Origin of the sequence: Salinibacterium sp. GXW1014 (genome assembly GCF_044769865.1) — a bacterium.
In the GTDB taxonomy this organism is placed as follows: domain Bacteria; phylum Actinomycetota; class Actinomycetes; order Actinomycetales; family Microbacteriaceae; genus Homoserinimonas.
On the sequence record NZ_JBIZWA010000002.1, the window covers coordinates 288,090 to 308,191 of the forward strand.

The window sequence follows — 20,102 nt, forward strand, 5'->3', positions numbered from 1 at the left end:
CCCGTGGCGCGCGCTCGTAGTTAGACTGGGCGAGCGAATGGGTCGGCAAGACGGTCGCGTCGCCAGGGTTGCTTCGGCAGCCCGGCGCCGAGGAACGTCCGGGCTCCACAGAGCAGGACGGTGGGTAACACCCACCCGGGGCAACCCGCGAGAAAGTGCAACAGAAAGCAGACCGCCACTGGCTTCGGCCAGCGGTAAGGGTGAAACGGTGGTGTAAGAGACCACCAGCGGCCCGAGTGATCGGGCTGGCTGGGTAAACCTCGTCCGGAGCAAGGTCAGACAGGAAGCGCTACGGGCTGCTCGCTCAGCTTCCGGGTAGACCGCTGGAGGGCTGCGGCAACGTAGCCCCGAGATAGATGGCCGTCCAGCACCTCACGGTGTGAACAGAACCCGGCGTATCAGCCGGCCCATTCGCCTCAGCGCAGCCGCGGCTGAGGCGTCACCGTCCCTTCGGGAGCCCAGCCAGGGCCGCCGCACCGATGATGCCCGCGTTGTTGCGCATCGCCGCCGGCACGATCTCGGTCTGCAGGTCGAGGAGCGGCAGGAACTCGTCGTGGTGCTTGGACACGCCTCCTCCGACGACGAAGCGCTCGGGGGAGAAATACCGTTCCAGTTGCGAGTAGAAGCGTTGCAGGCGCTCCGCCCACTCACTCCAGCTCAATTCTTCGCGTTCGCGGGCGGAGTTGGATGCCACGGTCTCCCAATCGACTCCGTCGATCTCGAGATGACCCAGCTCGGCGTTGGGCACGAGTGCTCCGTCGTTGATGAGGGCCGTGCCGATTCCCGTGCCGAGTGTCGTCATGATCACGAGCCCGGCGACATCCTTGGCGGCACCGTAGCGCGCCTCAGCGAACCCTGCGGCATCGGCATCATTGACGAAGTGGATGTCGCGACCGAGCGCCCCTTCGAAGAGCTGCTCAGCCTCGAGTCCGATCCACGCGTCGCTGACGTTGGCGGCCGACATGGTGCGACCGCCCTGCACAACAGCGGGGAAGCAGACGCCGACCGGCATCGAGTCGTCGATGTCCTCGATCTCGGTCAAGAGGTCGACGGCCGCCTGCACGACGTCGTCAGGTTCCCCGCCGTCGGGCGTCGATACCTTGTGGCGGTCACCGATGAGTGCACCCTTGTCGAGGTCCACGAGCGCGGCCTTGATTCCCGTGCCTCCGATGTCGATCCCGATCGCCGCCGACATCAGGCACCCTCGGCCGGGAGGGTCAGGATCTCGGCGCCTCGCTCTGTCACGACGATCGTGTGTTCGAACTGAGCGGTGATGCTCTTGTCCTTCGTCGTAACCGTCCAGTCGTCGCTCCACATGTCCCACTCGTGTGTGCCGAGCGTGAGCATGGGCTCGATCGTGAACACCATGCCGACCTCCATGACGGTGTCGAATTCTGGCGCGGAATCGTAGTGGGGGATGATCAGTCCGGAGTGGAACGCGGCGCCCACACCGTGGCCAGTGAAGTCGCGCACGACGCCATAGCCGAAGCGGCGTGCATAGGACTCGATGGTCCTGCCGATGACGTTGACCTGCCTGCCGGGCGCGACCGCCTTGATGCCGCGTGCGAGCGCCTCCTCAGTGCGGCTCACGAGGTCCGTCACCTCCTGGGAGGCGTTACCAACGATGAAGGTTCGGTTGGTGTCGCCGTGGAAGCCGTTCTTGAACGCCGTGATGTCGAGATTGACGATGTCGCCCTCGTCCAGCACGGTGTCATCGGGGATGCCGTGGCACACCACCTCGTTCACGGAGGTGCACACCGATTTCGGGAAGCCGCGGTAGCCGAGGCACGACGGGTAGGCGCCGTGTTCCACGACGTACTCGTGGCCCAGGCGGTCCAGTTCTTCAGTGGTGACGCCGGGGCGAATGTGCGCGGCCACGTACTCGATGGCGGATGCCGCGATGCGCCCGGATTCGCGGATCAACTCAACCTGCTCGGGGGCATACACGTCGCCACCCGTGAACTTCGCGGGCGCGGGACGGCCGACATACTCGGGCTTGGTGATTGAGGCGGGAACAGTTCGCCTGGGGGAGACCGACCCCGGGATCAGGTGTCCGTTTGAGTCCTTGGGCATAGGATCGATCTTAGGTCGACAGTGGGAGGTGCCATGTCCGAGTGGTGGTACAACACGAGAACCGGTGAGGTCGAGGAGGGCATGAAGTCCCCGGCGATCGATCGCGCGGGGCCGTTCTCAACGCGCGACGAGGCTCTTCGAGCGCCCGACATCATCGCGGAACGTTCGCGTCGGTGGGCGGAGGAAGAGGGCCGCGACGAGCGCTGAGCCCTCCTCCACCGCTCTGTCTGTGTTCTAGATGAGCCCCTGCGCGATCATCGCGTCTGCGACCCGGCGGAAGCCGCTCGCGTTCGCGCCGACGACGTAGTTTCCAGGAGCGCCGTAGCGATCGGCTGCCTCATACGCGGCACGGTGAACGTCGCTCATGATGGTGCGAAGCCGGTCCTCGCTCTTGGCGAAGTTCCACCGCTGGCGCGCCGCGTTCTGGCTCATCTCCAAGGCTGAGGTGGCGACACCGCCCGCGTTGGCAGCCTTGCCTGGCGCGAACAGCACGCCGGCTTCCTGCAGAAGCGCGATGGCCTCCGGAGTGGTCGGCATGTTCGCCCCCTCGGAGACGGCCATGACGCCGTTCTTGAGCAGGTTCTTCGCGTCGTCCTCATTGAGTTCGTTCTGGGTGGCGGAGGGGAAGGCGAGTTCCGCTGGCACCTCCCAGACGCGTCGATCGGCGACGAAGTGCGCGCCGGGCCTACGCTCCACATACTCCGAGATGCGTCCGCGTTCGACCTCCTTGATCTGCTTCAGCAGGTCGAGGTCGATGCCGTGCTCGTCGACGATGTAGCCGCTCGAGTCCGAAGCGGTGATCGCGCGGCCTCCGAGCTGGTGGATCTTCTCGATCGCATAGATCGCGACGTTGCCCGAGCCTGAGACGAGGGCCGTCTTACCCTCGATCGCCTCACCCTTCTTCGCGAGCATCTCCTCCATGAAGAAGACGGCGCCGTAGCCGGTGGCCTCGGTACGCACCTGGGCGCCGCCCCACAGCACGCCCTTGCCGGTGAACATGCCCGACTCATGCCGGTTGGTGAGGCGACGGTACTGGCCGAACAGGTAGCCGATCTCGCGCGAGCCGACACCGATGTCGCCCGCGGGCACGTCGGTGTGTTCGCCGAGGTGGCGATAAAGCTCGCTCATGAAGCTCTGGCAGAAGCGCATGATCTCCGCGTCGGAGCGACCGTGCGGGTCGAAGTCGGCGCCGCCCTTGGCCCCACCGATGCCCTGGCCGGTCAGCGCGTTCTTGAAGATCTGCTCGAAGCCGAGGAACTTGATGATGCTCAGGTTGACGCTCGGGTGGAAGCGAAGACCGCCCTTGTACGGGCCGAGGGCGGAGTTGTACTGCACTCGGTATCCGCGGTTGACATGGACGCGACCGTCGTCGGCGACCCACGGCACGCGGAAGAGGATCTGGCGCTCGGGCTCGACGAGCAGGTCGACGACACCGCTCTCGATGTACTCGGGGTGCTTTGCAACCACCGGCGCGATGGACTCGAGTACTTCGCGCATGGCCTGATGGAATTCGGTCTCGCCGGCGCTGCGGGCGACAGCGCGGTCATAAACGGCCACAAGGGCAGGGTCTAGTGCAGAGTGCATGAAAACTTTCTCGGTTCGGTGGCTCCCCGCGCCGGACTATTCGTAGGAGTGCTCGGGGCCGGGATAGGTGCCAGACTCGACATCCGATCGGAATGCGGTCACAGCCTCGGTGAGAATACCGTGAAGATCAGCATACTTGCGAACGAAGCGGGGGATTCGACCGCTTGTGAGTCCCGCCCAGTCGGTCCATACGAGCAGCTGGCCGTCGACTTCTGGGCCAGCACCGACGCCGATTGTGGGAATCCGAAGTTCTTGTGTGACAAGAGCGGCAGAATCCGCGGGAACCATCTCAAGCACGACAGCGAATGCCCCCGCATCCTGCACCGCGCGAGCATCTTCCAGCAGCTGCTTCACCTGGTCGCCACGCCCCTGAATCATGTGCCCGCCGAGGCCGTGTTCGCTTTGCGGCGTGAAGCCGATGTGCGCCATGACGGGGATGCCTGCCGAGACGATGCGGCGGATCTGCTCTGCACTTCGCACACCGCCCTCGAGCTTGACCGCGTGTGCACCCGTCTCCTTCATGAAGCGGAACGCGGTGTGCAAGGCCTCGTCGGGCCCGGTCTCGTAGGAGCCGAACGGCAGGTCAGCGACGACGAACGCTCGCTTGGCTGCGATGGCGACGGCACGCGTGAGCGGGAGGAGTTCGTCGATCGTGACCGGCAGGGTCGTGTCGTGGCCGAAGACCGTGTTGCCTGCTGAGTCGCCCACAAGGAGGAAGTCAACACCGGCGTCGTCGAAGATCCGTGCAGTCAGATAGTCATAGCTCGTCAAGCCGGTGATGCGGATGCCGCGTTCCTTCGCCTGCTGGAAGTGCCGGGTGCGCACGCGCTTGACGGGAGCGGGGGTGGAAGCATCGCTGGTTTCACTCATGGGGCCACTCTATGACGGCGCTCCGTCACTCCGCCCGACTCGGGCGATAGGTGACGGGGAGACGTCGGTCGCGACCGAAGGCCATCCCCGAGATCTTCGGGCCGATCGCGCCCTGCCGTCGCTTCCACTCCGAACGGTCGACGAGCGTGGTGACCTCGTCAACGATAGCTGGGTCGAAACCGAGGGCAACGACGTCGGCAGCGCCGAGCTTGCGTGTCACATAGGCATCGATCAGCGGATCGAGGATCTCGTAGGGCGGGAGGGAATCCTCGTCCACCTGACCCGGCTTGAGCTCAGCGGAGGGCGGCTTGGTGATTGAGTTTTCGGGGATGGGCGGCACCTCGCCCCGTGATGCCGCAAATTCGTTGCGCCACGCGGCGAGCTCCCAGACGAGCAGCTTCGGCACATCCTTGATGGGCGCGAAGCCGCCGACCGAGTCTCCGTACATGGTCGAGTAGCCCACTGCGAGTTCGGTCTTGTTGCCCGTCGTGAGCACCAGGTGGCCCTGCATGTTTGAGAGGCCCATGAGGATCACGGCGCGCACGCGTGCCTGGAGGTTCTCGGCCGCGACCCCTGTGAGGCCGAGCTGCTCCTCGAACGGTGCGACGAGTCCCGCAATTGGCTGCGTTTCGAAGTGCACTCCCGTGCGCTCGGCGAAGTCGTCGGCGTCGGAACGCGAATGCTCGGAGGAGTACCTGCTTGGCATTGACACCCCATAGACGGAATCGGCACCGATCGCATCGACGGCGAGCGCCGCGCACACGGCCGAGTCGATCCCTCCCGAGAGGCCCAGGACAACGCTGCGAAAACCGTTCTTCCTGACGTAGTCGCGAAGCCCGAGGACGAGGGCGTTCCACAGCTGTTCGCGGTCATCGGGAAGCTCCGCGACATCCCGGCTGAGCTCGGGCTTTGCGCGTGCGGAAGCCGTGAGCTCGATCCGGTGCACCTCGGGAGGCAAGGGCGTATCGGTAGCGCTGGCGGCGTCGACATCGACGACCAGCAGGTGCTCCTGGAACTGGGGCGCCCGGGCCAGGATCGTGCCGCTTCCGTCGACCACGACGCTGTCGCCGTCGAACACGAGGTCGTCCTGGCCGCCGACGAGGTTCACGTAGGCGACGATCGTGTCGGTCTCGACGGCCCGGCGCGTGACGAGAGGCAGCCGCACCTCGTCCTTGTCACGTTCGAAGGGCGAGCCGTTGAGCACCGCCAGCACACCGGCATCCGCCTCAAGTACCCGCGCGACAGGTCCGCCATCCCTCCAGAGGTCCTCGCAGATCACAACAGCGACGTCGACGTCATTCACACGCACGACGAGCAACTCATCTCCGGGGATGAAGATGCGGTACTCGTCGAAGACCGAGTAGTTGGGCAGGTGGTGCTTCGAGTAGGTGGCCTTGACGTGTCCGTGGTGGAGCACGCTGGCCGAGTTCTTCGCGATTGCCGTGGGCGCGTTGCTCGTGCCGAGGAGGCGCGGCTCGTGAGGGCCATCCGGGTGTCCCACAATGACGACGAGCTCGCCGAGGCCCTCATCCTGGAGGCGCTTCGCGAGCACATTGACCGCATCCACGGCGGCGGTGAGGAAGCTCGGACGGGACGCGAGGTCCTCAATCGGGTAGCCCGAGAGTGCCATCTCGCCTGTGATCAGCAGCTCGGCCCCTTGGGCTGCTGCTCGTCGAGCGGCCTCGAGCACCTGCGTGCAGTTGCCTTCGAGGTCGCCCAGCACCGGATTTGTCTGCGCGAGTGCCAAGCGGATTCGTCCCATAGCCAGTAGCCTAATAGCGCATCTTCGCCCCGGTCAGGGGCGAGAATCGGTCGAGACCACGAGGAGCACATGGACAAGCAGCGGGACTTCGTCCTTCGTACCATCGAAGAGCGTGGCATCAAGTTCATCCGCCTCTGGTTCACCGACGTCGTTGGCACGCTGAAGTCCGTTGCCATCGCACCGGCTGAGGTGGAGGGTGCGTTCGCGGAGGGCCTCGGCTTCGATGGTTCCGCGATCGAAGGCCTGACCCGCTCCTATGAGGCCGACGTGCTCGCTCATCCCGACCCGGCGACGTTCCAGATCCTCCCGTGGCGCGGCGAGATCGATCCGACGGCGCGCATGTTCTGCGACATCATGACGCCTGACGGCCAGCCGGCCATCGCGGATCCCCGCAACGTGCTCAAGCGCACGCTGGAGAAGGCCGCGGATGCCGGCTTCACCTTCTACACGCACCCTGAGATCGAGTTCTACCTGCTCAAGAGTTCCAAGTTCGGCACCGAGGGGCCCCAGCCGGTCGACTCTGCCGGGTACTTCGACAATGTGCCGGGTGGCACGGCCCACGACTTCAGGCGCCGTTCCGTGCGGATGCTCGAAGACCTCGGTATCTCGGTCGAGTTCAGTCACCACGAGGCCGGTCCGGGGCAGAACGAGATCGACCTGCGCTACGCCGACGCCCTCACGACCGCGGACAACATCATGACCTTCCGCACCGTGATCAAGGAGGTCGCGATCGAGCAGGGCGTCTACGCGACCTTCATGCCGAAGCCCTTCTCCGAGCACCCCGGTTCCGGAATGCACACCCACATGTCCCTTTTCGAGGGCGACACGAACGCCTTCTACGAGGCAGGCGCGCAGTACCAGCTCTCCAAGACCGGCCGTCAGTTCATTGCCGGCCTTCTGAAGCACGCCCCCGAGATCACGGCGGTCACGAATCAGTTCGTCAACTCCTACAAGCGACTCTGGGGCGGCGACGAGGCACCGAGCTTCATCACGTGGGGACACAACAACCGCTCCGCCCTCGTGCGCGTTCCCCTGTACAAGCCCAACAAGGGCCAGAGCGCGCGCGTCGAGTACCGCGGCATCGACTCGGCGTCGAACCCGTACCTGTCGTTCTCGCTCATGCTGGCCGCGGGCCTCAAGGGCATCGAGGGGGAGTACGAGCTCCAGCCGGAGGCCGAGGACAACGTCTGGCAGATGACCGACTCTGAGCGCCGGGCGCTCGGCTACAACGCACTTCCGGCCAGCCTCGACCACGCCGTGTCGCTCATGGAGGACTCCGAGCTCGTCGCCGAGACCCTCGGAGAGCAGGTGTTTAACTTCGTGCTGCGCAACAAGCGGCAGGAGTGGCGCGAGTACCGCTCCCAGGTCACGCCCTATGAGCTCAACCGGAACCTGGAGATGCTCTAGGCCCGCCCATGGCCCGCGACCAGACGTCCCTGACCGAGCTCGCGCGCCTCGGTTTCGCGCGTCTCGGCCAGGCGAGGGAGTCCCTGGATGCGCTCGGTCGGGATCGCGCGACGGCGCTGTTCGGCGCGTTCTCGCTTGCAGCAGATCCCGACGAAGCACTCCGTCTTCTCCTGGAACTTCGTGACCGAGCTCCTGCCGAGACCGATGCGCTCCTCGCGGAGGAGGGTGCTGCACGCCGCCTCATCCGCCTGCTCGGGGCGTCGCCCGCCCTTGGCGAGTTCTTCCGGCGGCACCCAGCGGAGCTGGCGACCTTGTCGCATCCGCTCATATCGCCGTGGAGCGCCGAGCAGTATCGTGCCGACCTGCAGGAGGCGGTCGCTGAGCTGAACGGCGAGGCCGGGTGGAACGCCCTCCGCGTGCGTTACCGGCGCCATCTCGCCGCCCTCGCCGCCTATGACCTTGAGCTACCGAATCCGCTCGTCGGCGTCTCGGAGGTGACGGCGGCGCTGGCCGACCTCGCCTCGGCCGCCCTGGATGCCTCGCTCACCGTCGCGCGACGCGACGTGCCGTACCCGGCAGATGACGTGGCAGGCACGCGACTCGCGGTGATCGGCATGGGCAAGGCGGGAGCGCGCGAACTCAACTACGTCAGTGACGTCGACGTGATCTTCGTGGTCGAGGGATCGGAGTCGATCACGACGGGCCTCGCGATTGACATCGGCACGCGGCTCGCGATCGCAACTATGAAGGGCATCAGCGACCTCGCAACCGAGCCTTCGCTCTGGGAGGTCGATGCGAATCTGCGACCGGAAGGCAAGGACGGCGCGCTCGTCCGCACGCTGGAATCCCACGTTGCCTACTACGAGCGATGGGCGCAGAACTGGGAGTTCCAGGCGCTCCTCAAGTCGCGCCATATCGCTGGCGACCGAGACCTTGGTGAGCGCTACGAGGAGGCAATCCGCCCCTTCGTCTGGCGGAGCTCCTCGCGGGACGGTTTCGTGCAGGGTGTGCAGCGGATGCGCGAGCGCGTCACCGAGCACATCCCCGCTGAAGAGGTCGACATCCAGCTGAAGCTCGGGCCGGGCGGGATCCGTGACATCGAGTTCACGGTGCAGCTGCTCCAGCTCGTCCACGGCAGCGCTGATGAGCTCGTGCGCCAGCGCGCGAGCCTGGATGCTTTGGATGCCCTCGCCGAACAGGGCTACATCGGTCGCGCCGAGGCGGCCGAGTTTGCGCACGACTACCAGTTCCTGCGGGTGCTCGAGCACCGGCTCCAGCTCAGCCGTCTGACCCGTACCCACCTCATGCCGCGTGACCGGGACGCACTCCGGGTGCTGGCACGTGCCTCTGGCCTCGCAGCGACGGCGGAGGGCATCACGGAGCAATGGGCGGCGCGCAAGTCGACCGTGCGCACCCTTCACGAGAAGCTCTTCTACCGACCTCTCCTGTCTGCGGTTGCGGCGCTTCCCGAAGAGGAGCTGGCGCTCACGAGTGGCCAGGCTGAGGCGCGTCTCGCCGCGATTGGCTTCATCGACACCCGCGGAGCGCTCGCACATATCGCCGCCATGACGGCGGGCGTCTCCCGGCGTGCGCAGATCCAGAAGAACCTGCTGCCGGTGATGCTCCAGTGGTTCGCCGAAGGGACAGACCCCGACTACGGCCTGCTCGCGTTCCGCCGGCTCAGCGACGAGCTGGGGGAGTCGTACTGGTACCTGCGGATGCTGCGGGACTCCTCGGGCGCTGCCAAGCGACTCACGGCGGCCCTGAGTGGTTCCCGCTTCGTCGGCGGCCTGCTTGAACGGATGCCTGAGTCGGCCGCGTGGCTCGAGAGCGACGACGACCTGCGACCGAGGCCCGCAACCCTACTGGATGAGGAGTCCACGGCCATCCTGCGCCGCCACAGCGAGCCGAAGACGGCTGTCGCCGCCCTCCGTGCCATCCGAAGGCGGGAAGTGCTGAGGGTCGCCCTGGGAGCGATCCTGGGCGTTGTGGGCATCGAGGAGCTGGGCACGGCGCTCTCCGACATCAACACGGCCCTGCTGCGGGGGGTGCTCGCGGCGGTGCGTCGTGCCGATGACGGGCTGGAGTTCGCCATCATCGCCATGGGCCGCTATGGAGGCGCTGAGCTCGGTTTCGGTTCGGACGCCGACGTCATGTATGTCTATCGACCCACGACCGCAGAGCCTCACCACGCGCAGCGGACGGCCGAGCGCATCGTCTCCGACATTGTCGCCATGACGGAGGATCTCCGGCTGCCCTTCGACCTCGACGCGAACTTGAGACCGGAGGGACGCAACGGCCCGATCGCGCGCTCACTCGACTCCTATCGCGCCTACTACGAGCGTTGGTCCCTCACATGGGAGGCGCAGGCCCTCCTGCGGGCTCGCGGAGTGGCGGGCGACGCCCAACTGCTCGCCGACTTCGAGGAACTGGCCGACTCGGTCCGCTATCCCGAGGCGATCGCCGAGACCGATGTCAGGGAGGTGAAACGCATCAAGGCCCGGGTCGAGTCCGAGCGCCTTCCCCAGGCGGCCGACCCATCGCGGCACCTCAAGCTCGGTCGTGGTTCGTTGAGCGATGTCGAGTGGTTCGTGCAGCTCATCCAGCTGCAGCATGCGCACGAGCACCCGGAACTTCGCACCTCGTCGACACTTCGGGCCCTTTCCGCGGCAGCCGAACTCGGATTCGTGCCCGAGCGGGAGGCGGAAACGCTTCGTGAGGCCTGGATACTCGCGTCACGCATCCGCTCGGCCATCACGCTGTGGTCCGGCAAGACCTCCGATGTGATCCCCACCGACCGCGAGCAGCTTGAGGGCATCGCGCGCCTCCTCGGATACCCGGCAGGCTCAGCGACATTGCTCGAGGAGCACTACATGCGCTCGACGAGGCACGCGCGCACGGTGTTTGAGCGGCGCTTCTATGGTGTGTCGAAGTCCTATCAGCCGTCGACCGGCTGACGCTGCCGGTGCATGAGAAAGGGCCGCGGAGCTGAGTTCCGCGGCCCTTCTCATTCGCTCCTGCGATCAGACTCCGTAGTACAGCTCGTACTCGATCGGGGTCGGGCGCATCGCGGCGGGGAGGATCTCCTTCTCCCGCTTGTACGCGATCCAGGTCTCGATGAGGTCCTTCGTGAAGACGTTGCCCTGCGTCAGGAAGTCGTGGTCCTGCTCGAGCGCGTCCAGCGCCTCAGCGAGGTTCGCCGGCACCTGCGGGATGTTCTTGGCCTCCTCGGGCGGGAGCTCGTAGAGGTCCTTGTCGACCGGGTCGAGCGGCTCGATGCGGTTCTTGATTCCGTCGAGGCCAGCCATCAGCTGTGCCGCGAAGGCGAGGTACGGGTTGCTCGAGGCATCCGGTGCCCGGAACTCGATGCGCTTCGCCTTGGGGTTGGTTCCCGTGATCGGGATGCGGATGGCAGCCGAGCGGTTGCCCGCCGAGTAGACGAGGTTGACGGGTGCCTCGAAGCCGGGCACGAGGCGGCGATACGAGTTCAGCGTGGGGTTCGTGAACGCGAGCACCGCGGGTGCGTGCTTGAGCAGGCCACCGATGTACCAGCGTGCGGTGTCGCTGAGCCCGCCATAGCCGGCCTCATCGTAGAAGAGCGGCTTGCCCTCGTTCCAGAGCGACTGGTGGGTGTGCATGCCGGAGCCGTTGTCTCCGAAGAGCGGCTTGGGCATGAAGGTCGCGGTCTTGCCCCACTCGTTCGCCGTGTTCTTGACGATGTACTTGAACTTCAGGATGTCGTCTGCCGCGTGCACCATGGTGTCGAAACGGTAGTTGATCTCCGCCTGGCCACCGGTGCCGACCTCGTGGTGCGCACGCTCGAGGATGAGACCCGCATCAATGAGCTTGAGGCTGATGTCATCGCGCAGGTCAGCCTGCTTGTCGACGGGGCTCACGGGGAAGTAGCCGCCCTTGTACGGCGTCTTGTTACCGAGGTTGCCGCCGGCCTCCTCGCGACCCGTGTTCCAGGCGCCCTCCTCCGAGTCGACGCTGAAGAAGCTTGCGTTCTGCTTCGTCTCGTAGCGCACGTCGTCGAAGATGTAGAACTCAGCCTCGGGGGCGAAGAACGCGGTGTCGGCGATGCCTGTTGAGGCGAGGTACTTCTCGGCCTTCTTGGCGACCTGGCGCGGGTCACGTCCATACACTTCGCCGTTGCGCGGGTTGTAGATGTCGAAGACCATGATGAGCGTCTTCTCGGCTCGGAACGGGTCCAGGTAGGCCGTGCTCACGTCGGGGATCAGTTGCATGTCTGATTCGTGAATCGACGCGAAGCCTCGGATCGAGGAGCCGTCGAAGAGCTGGCCGTCACGGAAGAAGTCCTCGTCGACGGTCGATGCCGGGATGTTGAAGTGCTGCTGAACACCGGGGAGATCGGTGAAGCGGATATCAAGGAACTTGACGTCGTTTTCCTTGATGTACTTGAGCACCTCGGAAGAATCATTGAACATGCGATGGACTCCAATGGCGAGGGATTTGCGATGGTCGCTGCGTGCGCAGCCATGGGGAGGCTAACGGGAAGGCATTTCTTCGCGGTGTCCCCATTGTTTCGCCAATGTTACGCGTCGCGTGAAACTAAGCTTGTGGGATGCCTGAACCGAGCACCATGAACACCGGGAACAACGACTGGCCGGGGCAGCGGCTCAGGCTTCCGGAACATGGTCCACGTTCGGTCGCGCGCCCGGGACGCCGCATCGCCGCGCTGGCAATCGACTTCGCTATCGCCGCGATTCTCTGGGCCGCATTCTTTCCCAACGAGCAGTGGGCCTCGACCCTCATCTTCGTCGGTATGCAAATCTTGTTCATCCCGTTGCTGTCCGGGGGAGTCGGGCACCTGTGTCTCGGCCTTCGCGTGGTGACCCTCAACGGCACGTGGGTCGGCGTGCTGCGTCCGATCATCCGCACGCTGCTGCTCGCGCTGCTGGTTCCAGCGCTCATCTGGGACGCCGACCAGCGCGGGCTCCACGACAAGGTCGCCGGCACTGTACTCGTGCGGGTCTAACGGGGATCGTTTCGTACGCCAGCTGGGAGCCAGCGTTCGAGACGCCTTCGCAGGGTCTGCTAGCGCGGCCGCGGAGCGCGCACGCGCATGGGGTCGATGCCCTTCGGGATGGGCATGCCGGTCTTGGTCGTCAGCGACGTGATGCGGTTGTTGACGGCGTAGACCTCTGCCTTCGACAGCTGCTTCTTGTATCCACCGAGCGTGCGGGCGATGCGGTGGAGCGGAACCGAGTCCTCATCCGGGCCCACGTGGATGATGTTGATGGGCACGTTGGGCAGCACACGGGCGACCTTGCGGCGCTCGTCATCCAGCATCCGAGTCGTGCGTGACTTTGGCCCCTCACCGATAAGGGCGACCCCGCCGCGCCCCACGGCACGGTAGACGGCGTCCTGCGTGCGGGGGCTGACCGCGACCGGCATCTCGCTCGCGGTCCAGCCGCGACGGAGCGAACTCTTCAGCACGGCACCGACAGCACCGGGCTGGCCCTCGATCTGCGAGTACGCGGCCTTCTCAGCGCGCCGACTCAGGACGATGAGGAACACGAGCGTGCCCGCGAGCAGGCCCGATATGCTCCACAGCACGAGACCGAACACGTTGGTGCCGGAGATCAGGATGCCTGCCGTCACCACCGCAACCAACGGGAGGACGAAGCCGAGCAGCATCCACCAGACCGACCGCGGATCGTGCCGCTTGGTCATGGTGAAGACCTGGTACATCTGCTTGATGCGGCCTGGTTCCTTGGGCGCCTTGGGTGCCTTGTCGCTGCGTCGTGCCATGGTTCAAGGATAGGGCCTGCCGCGCGGTTCCAGACTCCTCCCGAAGCGCAGCTCGCGTGGCCGTTCCACAGGCCAGTCACCGATCACCGACTCCCGCTGCTGGCGGCTGCACGATTTCGAGGTGGGAATCATCGGTGGGTATCGGGTGGTCAGAAGGCTCGGAGCAGGCGAGCGCAGCGAGGTATGGCTCGGACGAGCCGAAACTCCGAGGGATACGGGCGAATCTGCCATAGCGAACGCGCGCGAAGACACAGGCCTCGTGGCCATCAAGGTCTACCGGGAGGACACGGCGTCAGAAACGGTCGATCGGGAACTCACAGCACTCACGCGCATGGCCTCGCCCCACATCGTCGGAGTGGTCGATGCTGCGGCTGAGGGCACGCGACAGTGCGTCGTGCTCAGGCTTCTTGACCCCGGAGGTCTGACCCGCCTGCTCGCCAGTCGTGCCACGCTCGGTCGCGGCGAGTTGGTCACCCTTCTGGTGCCACTGGCCCGGGCGGTCGATTCGATGCACGCGGCCGGCGTCACGCACGGCTCGCTCCGTGCCTCAAAGGTGCTGTTCTCTGACGCCGGCGCCCCAGTCCTGCTCGGTGGAGCGCGCATGACCGATTCGGCGCATCCGCCGTCGAGATCGGTGTTGAAGGACGGACGGGAGTTCATCGACGACCGTCACGCCCTCTGGCTGCTTGCCAGCGACCTCCTTGCGCGGGCCGCCCACCCGGAAGAGGTCGGAGGACTCAGCGCATGGTTGCGCACGGATCCATGGATGGCCCCCAATTTTCAGGAAGAGCTGTCGGAGAAGGCATTCGAGACGGGCCCGCCGGCGCCACTGTCCATCCCGTGGCTTGGACTTGAACCCATGCTCGACAGCAGCCGCGACACACGACAGTCGCGGTCGCGACGCGAACCGGAGGAACCCACCCTGGAGCGGGCGACGCCGGCATGGGCACGGGCGCTGAAGCCGGCGACCCGCAAGATCCGCTCGGTGCTGCGTCGATTGCGCGAGGCCTACCCCGTGGTGCGTCCCCGTTTCAGGATTCTCGGCCTGCTTGGTCTCGTAATGATCGGTGTGGTCCTCATTGTTGCGACCGCTATGGACACCGGCAGCACGCAAGCTGTGGGGCCGGGGGAGACCGAGGCTCCGGCAGTGGAGTCGCATCGTGACGACGTTCCTGAGCCGGAGTCCCGCATGGACGTGGATGGCGAGCCTGAGTCGAGCGACACCATGAATGTCACGGTCCCCGACGAGGAGGCGCTGACTGGGGACGACCCAGTACTCGCGGCCAGGCGCCTGCTCGCGCTGCGTGACGCCTGTCTGAGCGCGGCATCTGCCGAGTGCCTCGACGACGTGCTCCAACGGGATTCCGCCGCCTGGATGGCCGACACCGCCAGGCTCAGCGAACGTGCCGATGGCGGGACGCACGTTCCGGTCCTGCGAGAACACGACGAGGTCGCGGTCATCGACATCATGGGCGGTGTCGTGTTGCTCAGCGTTGACGGACCGGCCCTGCCTGTCGGGACCGACGGCACCCCGGACGCGACCGCGGAAAGAGCACCGGCCTCGGTCCTGATCATCAGGACCGAGGCCGGTTGGAGGATCCGGGACGTGCTTCCGGGCTAGATACCCAGCGATCCTTCGAAGTTGCCCTCTTCGAGACGCGACTTGACAGCGACCAGGAAGCGCGACGCATCCGCGCCATCGATGATCCGGTGGTCGTACGAGAGTGCCAGGTAGACCATCGAACGGATGGAGATAGCCTCGACCCCTTCGCTCTGCACAACCACGGGCCGCTTCGTGACGATGCCCGTGCCGAGGATGGCCGACTGCGGCAGGAACACCACAGGCGTGTCGAACAGTGCGCCGCGCGAACCCGTGTTCGTGAGCGTGAACGTGCCGCCAGCAAGCTCGTCTGGCTTGAGCTTGTTCTCGCGAGTGCGCTCGGCCAGATCGGCGATCTCCTTCGCCAGTCCGGCGATGTCGAGCGAGCCTGCATCCCTGATCACAGGAGTGAGCAGCCCGCGCTCGGTGTCGACCGCGATGCTCAGGTTCTCCTGCGGCGGGTAGACGATGTTCTCGCCATCGATCGTCGCGTTGATGATCGGGTAGGCCTGGAGCGCCTCCGACGCAGCAAGGGCGAAGAAGGGAAGGAAGGAGAGCTTGGTGCCCGTCTTCTCGAGGAACGCGTCCTTGACCCGCGAACGGAGTGCGGCCACCTTCGTGACGTCGACCTCGACGACGGTCGTCAGCTGCGCAGAAGACTGCATCGAGATGACAGCACGCTCGGCGACGACCTTGCGGAGGCGCGTCATGGGAACTGTTGTTCCACGGAGCGGCGAGGTCTCGAGCTTCGGCGCAGGCGTCGAAGCAGGTGCTTCAGCGGGCTTCTCGCTCGCCGAGCTGCTCGACTTTGCGGCTTCAAGCACGTCTTCCTTGCGGATGCGACCGCCGACCCCGGTACCGGAGACCGTCGAAAGGTCGACGCCCTTCTCCGCAGCGAGCTTGCGCACGATCGGGGTCACGTAGCCGGAGCTGCCGCCCGAGGACGCGCTAGCTGCCGGCACTGCGGCCGGCGCGGAGGCATCACCCTGCTCCTCTGCCGGCTGGTGCGTCACCGACGCAGACGGAACGGACTCGGTGGGGGCGCCACCGTCAGGCGCGTCGGCCTCGGCCGCCTGCGACTCGGATGCCTTCGCAGGCTCCTCCTGCGCGGGGGACGGCACGGCTGCGGGCGGCTCGGAGGGCAGGTACTCCTGCTGCGGGGCTGCCTGCTCGTCCTGCTGCGGGGCTGCCTGCTCGTCCTGCTGCGGCTGCTCGTCCTGCTGCGGCTGCTCCTGCGCTGGCGCGGGCTGCTCGGCTGCGCCAGCGTCGGCGCCGGAACCGATGCGCAGGAGTTCCGCACCGATCTCGATGGTCTGGTCCTCAGCAACCAGGATCTCCTGGACGATGCCCGCGATGGGCGAGGGGATCTCGGTGTCGACCTTGTCGGTCGAGATCTCCAGGAGCGGCTCGTCGACCTCGACGGAGTCGCCCACCTGCTTGAGGATGCGAGTGACGGTGCCCTCGGTGACGCTTTCTCCGAGCGAGGGGAGCGTGACTGCCTGACCGCCGGATGCTGCGGGCGCGGACTGTACCTCTGCCTGCGGGGCCTCCTCCTGCTGGGCTTCAGCCTGCGGAGCCTCTTCCTGCTGCGGTTCGGCCTGCTGCTGCGACTCCTGGGCGCTTTCCTCGCTCGGGGCCGCTGCCTCAGCCGGCGCGGCTTCCTCGGCGGCCGGGGCGGACTCTGCGGGCGCCGCCGGCTCTGCGCCGTCGGACGAGCCGTCCCCGATGCGCACGAGCGGCGCACCGACCTCGACGGTCTCATCCTCGGCGACGAGGATCTCCTCGATCACACCGGCAATGGGGGACGGGATCTCCGTGTCGACCTTGTCGGTGGATACTTCGAGCAGAGGTTCGTCGACCTCCACACGGTCTCCGACGTTCTTCAGCCAGCGCGTTACCGTGCCCTCAGTGACGCTCTCGCCGAGCGCCGGGAGGTTGACGGATTGGCTCATCAGGGGTGCTCCTTCGGTGAATTCTCTTGATTCAGCATAGTTCCGGGGGCGTCAGACGCCGTGAAGCGGCTTGCCAGCAAGCGCGAGGAAGGCTTCGCCGAGCGCCTCGTTCTGCGTCGGATGCGCGTGCAGCAGGGGCGCGATGTCTTCGGGGTACGCGTCCCAGTTGACGGCGAGCTGTGCTTCGCCGATGAGTTCTCCCACACGGCCACCGATCATGTGCACGCCGACCACGGGGCCGTCGTTGACGCGGACCACCTTGATGAGGCCCGAGGTGCCGATGATGTGGCTCTTGCCGTTACCGGCGAGGTTGTAGTCGTAGCTCGTGACGTTCTCGGCACCGTGCACCTCCTTGGCCTTCGCCTCCGATAGGCCGACAGAGGCGACCTCGGGGTCGGAGTACGTGACCTTCGGGATGTTGGCATCGCTCACCACGACCGGGTTCAGACCGGCGATCTCCTCAGCGACGAAGATGCCCTGCTGGAAGCCCCTGTGGGCGAGCTGGAGGCCGGGGACGATGTCGCCAACCGCGTAGACGCCGGGCACGTTCGTGGCGAGGCGCTCGTTCGTGAGCACGAAGCCACGGTCCATCTCGACGCCGACCTCGTCGAATCCGAGGCCCTCGGTCACGGGGCCGCGACCGACCGCCACGAGCAGCAACTCGGCCTCGACCGTCTCGCCGTTCTCAAGCGTCAGGACGACGCCGTCGTCGTTCTGGGTGACGCTCTGGAATCGAACGCCCAGCTTGAAGTTGATACCGCGCTTGCGGAACGCGCGCTCGAACTGCTTGCTGATTGCCTCGTCCTCGTTGGGCACGAGGTGGGGGAGCGCCTCGATGATCGTGACGTCGGCGCCCCACGACTTCCAGACACTTGAGAACTCGACACCGATGACACCGCCACCGAGCACGGCAACCTTCTTCGGCACGAAGTCGAGCTCGAGCGCCTGCTCAGAGGTAATGACTCGTCCGCCGATCTCGAGGCCCGGGAGTGTGCGCGAGTACGAACCGGTCGCGAGGATGACGTTCTTGCCGGTGTAGCGGGTTCCCGCGACCTCGACGGTGTTCGGTGCGACGAGTCGACCCTCACCCTCGACCACCGTGATGCCCCGCATCTTGATGAGTCCCGTGAGCCCCTTGAACTTGCTCGAGACGACCTCCTGGCGGTACGCCGTCACACCAGCGATGTCGATCCCGTCGAGGGAGGCCGTGACACCGTACTTGGCAGATTCACGGGCAACGTCTGCGACCTCGGCCGAGTGCAGGAGCGCCTTGGTCGGGATGCATCCGACGTGGAGACAGGTGCCGCCCAGCTTGTTCTTCTCGATGAGGACCACCGAAAATCCCAATTGCACGGATCGGAGGGCTGCGGCGTAGCCGCCGCTTCCGCCGCCGAGGATCACTACGTCATACGTCTCTTCAGACACCCGTCAACTCCTTGTGGATGAGGCTTTGTGCAAGACCGCATCCCGGAGCCGAGACACGCATCCAGCGGCAGATCAATCGTTCTGCCAGCCTACTACGACCGGCCGAACTCGTCCGTCAGTTCGAGCAGCGCCCGCAGGGCGACACCGGTCGGGCCCTTGCCCGTGAATCCGTAGCCGGAACCTTGGTTGTGGGCCGGGCCAGCGATGTCGATGTGGGCCCACGGGATCGTTGACTCGCCGCCGGGGCGCGGCGTCGCGAATTCCTTCAGGAAGGTGGCTGCCAGGAGCATCCCGCCGGCCGTGCTGCCGATCTTGGCATTGGCGATATCCGCGACATCAGAATTGAGCGAAGCGCGGAGTTCCTCTGCGAACGGCATGGGCCAGAACTTCTCGCCGACCCGATCGGCGGCGTCGCAAAGCTGGTCGACGAGCTCGCGGTCACCCATGACGCCCGCGTAGCGCGTGCCCAGTGCGACGATGGCGGCGCCCGTCAACGTCGCGATATCGATGATCGCGTCGGGCTGTTCCTCGCCCGCCGCAACGAGTCCGTCGGCGAGGACCAGGCGTCCCTCGGCATCGGTGTTGAGTACCTCGATCGTGGTGCCTCCACGCACGGTGATGACATCGTTGGGGCGCATGGCCTCGCCGGAGGGCATGTTCTCCGCGAGGCACAGCCATGCGGTGAGACGCACGGGGAGCGCGAGCCGGGATGCCGCGAGCACCACACCGAGTGCGGTGGCTGCACCGGCCATGTCGTACTTCATGCCGACCATGGAGGCTGCTGGCTTCAGGGACAGGCCGCCGCTGTCGAAGGTGATGCCCTTGCCCACGAGGGCGAGGTGCTTGCTCGCGTCGGCGGGCACGTAATCGATACGCACGAGCCGGGGACCGCGCTCGGAGCCGCGACCGACGCCGAGGAGGCCACCGAAGCCGCCCTCCTCCAGCTGCGCCTCGTCGAACACCGTGACCTCGACTCCTGTGCGACCGGCGAAGAGCTCGCGGGCGCGCTCGGCGAAGCTTTCGGGGTACAGGACGGCGGGGGGAAGATTGACGAGATCTCTTACGACCGTCATCGCCTCGGCTATCGCATCGGCCCGCTCGACGAGCTCGGGGGAGTCGGATTCGGCTGCGACGAGAACCTCAGACGCGGGAACCTTGGTCGAGGCCTTCGACTTACCGCGTGACTCCGTATAGGCGTACGCGCCGATGGCGGCGCCTTCGAGCACTGCAGAGAGCTCCGTCTCGGCGCTGTGGGGGAGCGCGATGGCCACGGTGGTTGTTCCCACGAGCTGGCGGGTCGCACTTCCCGCCGCCGCGCGGAGCGCTTCCTCTGTCGGCTCGCCCTTTCCAAGTCCGACGAGCGCAACGGCGCGCGCCGCGACATCCGGCACCGCAATTCGCACGAGCTCGTCGCGTGCCCCCGTGACGCCCAGGGCAGAGAGACGATCGCTTAGCGCGGTGATGGCGGCGATGTTGCTGTGGACGCGGGGCGCCTCGTCTCCCCGGCTGCTGACGCCGACGACGAGGACGTCGGCGGCGATTGCTTCTGGCGGAGTGGTGGCGATGGCGAGGCTCGGTGTTGGCATTCCGCAAGCCTATTCGTGTTCGCTCTCGGCGTGCTGGGTCGGTGGCCTGCGGGCGTGCCCGCCGAGTA

The 20,102-nt window shown here is 66.1% G+C and carries 15 protein-coding genes, 1 other RNA gene and 1 pseudogene; 7 read left to right on the top strand and 10 right to left on the bottom strand.

The genetic code is table 11. From position 1 onward, the window contains the following. Positions 1-38: 38 nt before the first annotated feature. Positions 39-414: RNase P RNA component class A (gene rnpB / locus ACIQK7_RS11170), an RNA gene on the top strand. Between the two features lie 25 nt (positions 415-439). Here rnpB and ppgK read toward each other — a convergent pair. Next, positions 440-1,195: a polyphosphate--glucose phosphotransferase gene (gene ppgK, locus ACIQK7_RS11175; protein ID WP_403024729.1), complete on the bottom strand. Its 756-nt coding sequence runs from the start codon at positions 1,193-1,195 to the stop codon at positions 440-442. Beyond that, a complete protein-coding gene (gene map, locus ACIQK7_RS11180) occupies positions 1,195-2,073 on the bottom strand; it encodes a type I methionyl aminopeptidase (protein WP_403024732.1) in 879 nt (292 codons plus the stop codon). Before map ends, ppgK begins: the two co-directional genes overlap by 1 nt. Positions 2,074-2,106: 33 nt before the next feature. Between map and ACIQK7_RS11185 the strand changes: the two genes are divergently transcribed. Then, entirely contained in the window at positions 2,107-2,280 is a 174-nt protein-coding gene (locus tag ACIQK7_RS11185) for an SPOR domain-containing protein (protein ID WP_403024735.1), read from the top strand. A gap of 27 nt (positions 2,281-2,307) precedes the next feature. Here ACIQK7_RS11185 and gdhA read toward each other — a convergent pair whose 3' ends face one another. Genes gdhA through ACIQK7_RS11200 form a run of 3 tightly spaced genes read right to left on the bottom strand, consistent with a single transcriptional unit; the run spans position 2,308 to position 6,289 of the window. Continuing rightward, positions 2,308-3,657 (bottom strand): NADP-specific glutamate dehydrogenase, encoded by a 1,350-nt coding sequence (gdhA, locus tag ACIQK7_RS11190; RefSeq protein WP_403024738.1) that lies wholly within the window; start codon positions 3,655-3,657, stop codon positions 2,308-2,310. Between the two features lie 36 nt (positions 3,658-3,693). Beyond that, a complete protein-coding gene (panB, locus tag ACIQK7_RS11195; protein ID WP_403024740.1) occupies positions 3,694-4,527 on the bottom strand; it encodes a 3-methyl-2-oxobutanoate hydroxymethyltransferase in 834 nt (277 codons plus the stop codon). Between the two features lie 25 nt (positions 4,528-4,552). Beyond that, positions 4,553-6,289 carry an NAD+ synthase gene (locus tag ACIQK7_RS11200; RefSeq protein WP_403024743.1) on the bottom strand — a complete coding sequence of 579 codons (1,737 nt, stop codon included), beginning with the start codon at positions 6,287-6,289 and terminating at the stop codon, positions 4,553-4,555. A 69-nt stretch (positions 6,290-6,358) separates the two neighbouring features. Between ACIQK7_RS11200 and glnA (ACIQK7_RS11205) the strand changes: the two genes are divergently transcribed. Further along, positions 6,359-7,696, top strand: a complete 1,338-nt coding sequence (gene glnA, locus ACIQK7_RS11205; RefSeq protein ID WP_325208773.1) for a type I glutamate--ammonia ligase — start codon at positions 6,359-6,361, stop codon at positions 7,694-7,696. 8 nt (positions 7,697-7,704) lie between these two features. After that, complete coding sequence (locus ACIQK7_RS11210; protein ID WP_403024746.1) at positions 7,705-10,653, top strand: bifunctional [glutamine synthetase] adenylyltransferase/[glutamine synthetase]-adenylyl-L-tyrosine phosphorylase; 2,949 nt, start codon at positions 7,705-7,707, stop codon at positions 10,651-10,653. A gap of 66 nt (positions 10,654-10,719) precedes the next feature. Here ACIQK7_RS11210 and glnA (ACIQK7_RS11215) read toward each other — a convergent pair whose 3' ends face one another. Continuing rightward, a complete protein-coding gene (gene glnA, locus ACIQK7_RS11215; protein WP_403024749.1) occupies positions 10,720-12,144 on the bottom strand; it encodes a type I glutamate--ammonia ligase in 1,425 nt (474 codons plus the stop codon). 137 nt (positions 12,145-12,281) lie between these two features. On the opposite strand from glnA (ACIQK7_RS11215), the gene ACIQK7_RS11220 reads away from it, so the two are divergent. Continuing rightward, entirely contained in the window at positions 12,282-12,695 is a 414-nt protein-coding gene (locus ACIQK7_RS11220) for an RDD family protein (protein ID WP_403024752.1), read from the top strand. Positions 12,696-12,754: 59 nt separating this feature from the next. Here the strand turns inward: ACIQK7_RS11220 and ACIQK7_RS11225 are convergent, their stop codons facing one another. Further along, positions 12,755-13,471, bottom strand: a complete 717-nt coding sequence (locus tag ACIQK7_RS11225) for a DUF4191 domain-containing protein (protein WP_403024755.1) — start codon at positions 13,469-13,471, stop codon at positions 12,755-12,757. A 145-nt stretch (positions 13,472-13,616) separates the two neighbouring features. On the opposite strand from ACIQK7_RS11225, the pseudogene ACIQK7_RS11230 reads away from it, so the two are divergent. Together ACIQK7_RS11230 and ACIQK7_RS11235 are read left to right on the top strand one after the other, a co-directional pair. Next, a pseudogene (locus ACIQK7_RS11230) lies at positions 13,617-13,985 on the top strand (protein kinase); the annotation flags it as partial. Positions 13,986-14,072: 87 nt separating this feature from the next. After that, positions 14,073-15,092 (top strand): hypothetical protein, encoded by a 1,020-nt coding sequence (locus tag ACIQK7_RS11235; RefSeq protein WP_403025730.1) that lies wholly within the window; start codon positions 14,073-14,075, stop codon positions 15,090-15,092. On the opposite strand, the gene sucB is transcribed toward ACIQK7_RS11235, so the two are convergent. From sucB to ACIQK7_RS11250, 3 genes are all read right to left on the bottom strand, one after another. Continuing rightward, positions 15,089-17,023, bottom strand: coding sequence for a 2-oxoglutarate dehydrogenase, E2 component, dihydrolipoamide succinyltransferase (sucB, locus tag ACIQK7_RS11240; protein ID WP_403024758.1), 1,935 nt, complete (start codon positions 17,021-17,023; stop codon positions 15,089-15,091). The genes ACIQK7_RS11235 and sucB overlap by 4 nt on opposite strands. A 51-nt stretch (positions 17,024-17,074) precedes the next feature. Further along, positions 17,075-18,448: a dihydrolipoyl dehydrogenase gene (gene lpdA / locus ACIQK7_RS11245; RefSeq protein WP_403024761.1), complete on the bottom strand. Its 1,374-nt coding sequence runs from the start codon at positions 18,446-18,448 to the stop codon at positions 17,075-17,077. Between the two features lie 92 nt (positions 18,449-18,540). Then, positions 18,541-20,034: a leucyl aminopeptidase gene (locus ACIQK7_RS11250; protein ID WP_403024764.1), complete on the bottom strand. Its 1,494-nt coding sequence runs from the start codon at positions 20,032-20,034 to the stop codon at positions 18,541-18,543. Positions 20,035-20,102: the final 68 nt, after the last annotated feature.